The sequence below is a fragment of the Microbispora sitophila genome (assembly GCF_014892245.1).
GTDB classification, from domain to species: domain Bacteria; phylum Actinomycetota; class Actinomycetes; order Streptosporangiales; family Streptosporangiaceae; genus Microbispora; species Microbispora siamensis.
This window is the reverse complement of sequence record NZ_JADBGC010000087.1, coordinates 1-1,119: the sequence shown is the minus strand read 5'-3', so window position 1 is coordinate 1,119 and position 1,119 is coordinate 1. Positions and strand designations below refer to the sequence as shown.

General features: G+C 69.7%; 1 protein-coding gene. It reads left to right on the top strand.

Translation table 11 applies throughout. The features are described 5' to 3' along the window. The first annotated feature begins 131 nt into the window (after positions 1-131). Positions 132-1,118: an IS481 family transposase gene (locus tag IL992_RS45530; RefSeq protein WP_193209501.1), complete on the top strand. Its 987-nt coding sequence runs from the start codon at positions 132-134 to the stop codon at positions 1,116-1,118. Position 1,119: the final 1 nt, after the last annotated feature.

Sequence of the window (1,119 nt, the reverse complement as noted above, 5' to 3'; positions counted from 1 at the left end):
CGCCTCTAGGTGTACTGACCACGGACGTTGGTGACGTCGGTGGAGAAAAGCGACCTTGAGGTTGCATGGGTGAGGGCTTTCGTGGCTCGGTGTGTAGCGACCAAACCGCAGCACCGACCAGAAAGCCCTCAATGCCCCACCGTAACGCCCCGCTGACCGAGACCGGACGTCTTCGCCTGGCCCGCTGCATCGTCGAGGAGGGCTGGAGTATCCGCCGTGCGGCCGAACGCTTCCAGGTCTCCCACACCACTGCCGCCCGCTGGGCGCACCGCTACCGCACTCAGGGTGCGGCCGGGATGGCCGACCGGCCCAGCCGCCCCCACCACAGCCCTGCCCGCACCGACCAGCGAACCGAGCGGCGGATCGTGAAGTTGCGGGTGACCCGCCGGTGGGGGCCGGCCCGGATCGCCGCCCGCCTCGGCATCGCCCCCTCCACCGCCTACGCGGTGCTGCGCCGCTACACGGCACCCCCGCTGGTCCACCTGGACCGGGCCAGCGGACGGCGTGTGCGCCGCTACGAGCACGACCTGCCCGGCTCGCTGGTCCACGTCGATGTCAAGAAGCTGGGCAACATCCCCGACGGCGGCGGCCACCGCATCGTCGGCCGCGCCCGGGGTGACAAGAACAAGCAGGCCACCACGACCCGGCGGCGCAACAGCAAACCTGTGATCGGCTACGGGTACCTGCACACCGCCCTGGACGACCACTCCCGCCTGGCCTACACCGAAATCCTGCCCGACGAGCGCAAAGACACCGCGGCCGGCTTCCTGGCGCGAGCTGCGGCCTGGTTCGCCGCCCGCAACGTGACCATCCAGCGCGTGCTCACCGACAACGGCGCCTGCTACAAGTCCCACGTGTGGGCGGCCACCTGCACCGGACCGGGCATCACCCACAAGCGCACCCGCCCCTACCGGCCGCAGACCAACGGCAAGGTCGAACGCTTCCACCGCACCCTGGCCGACGAGTGGGCCTACGCCCGCCCGTATGCCTCAGAAGCCGAACGCCGCGCCGCACTTGATCCCTGGCTGCACATGTACAACCATCACCGCGGACACACCGCGCTGAAAGGCCAGCCACCCATCAGCCGCGTCACCAACCTCTCTGGGGAGTACATCTAGG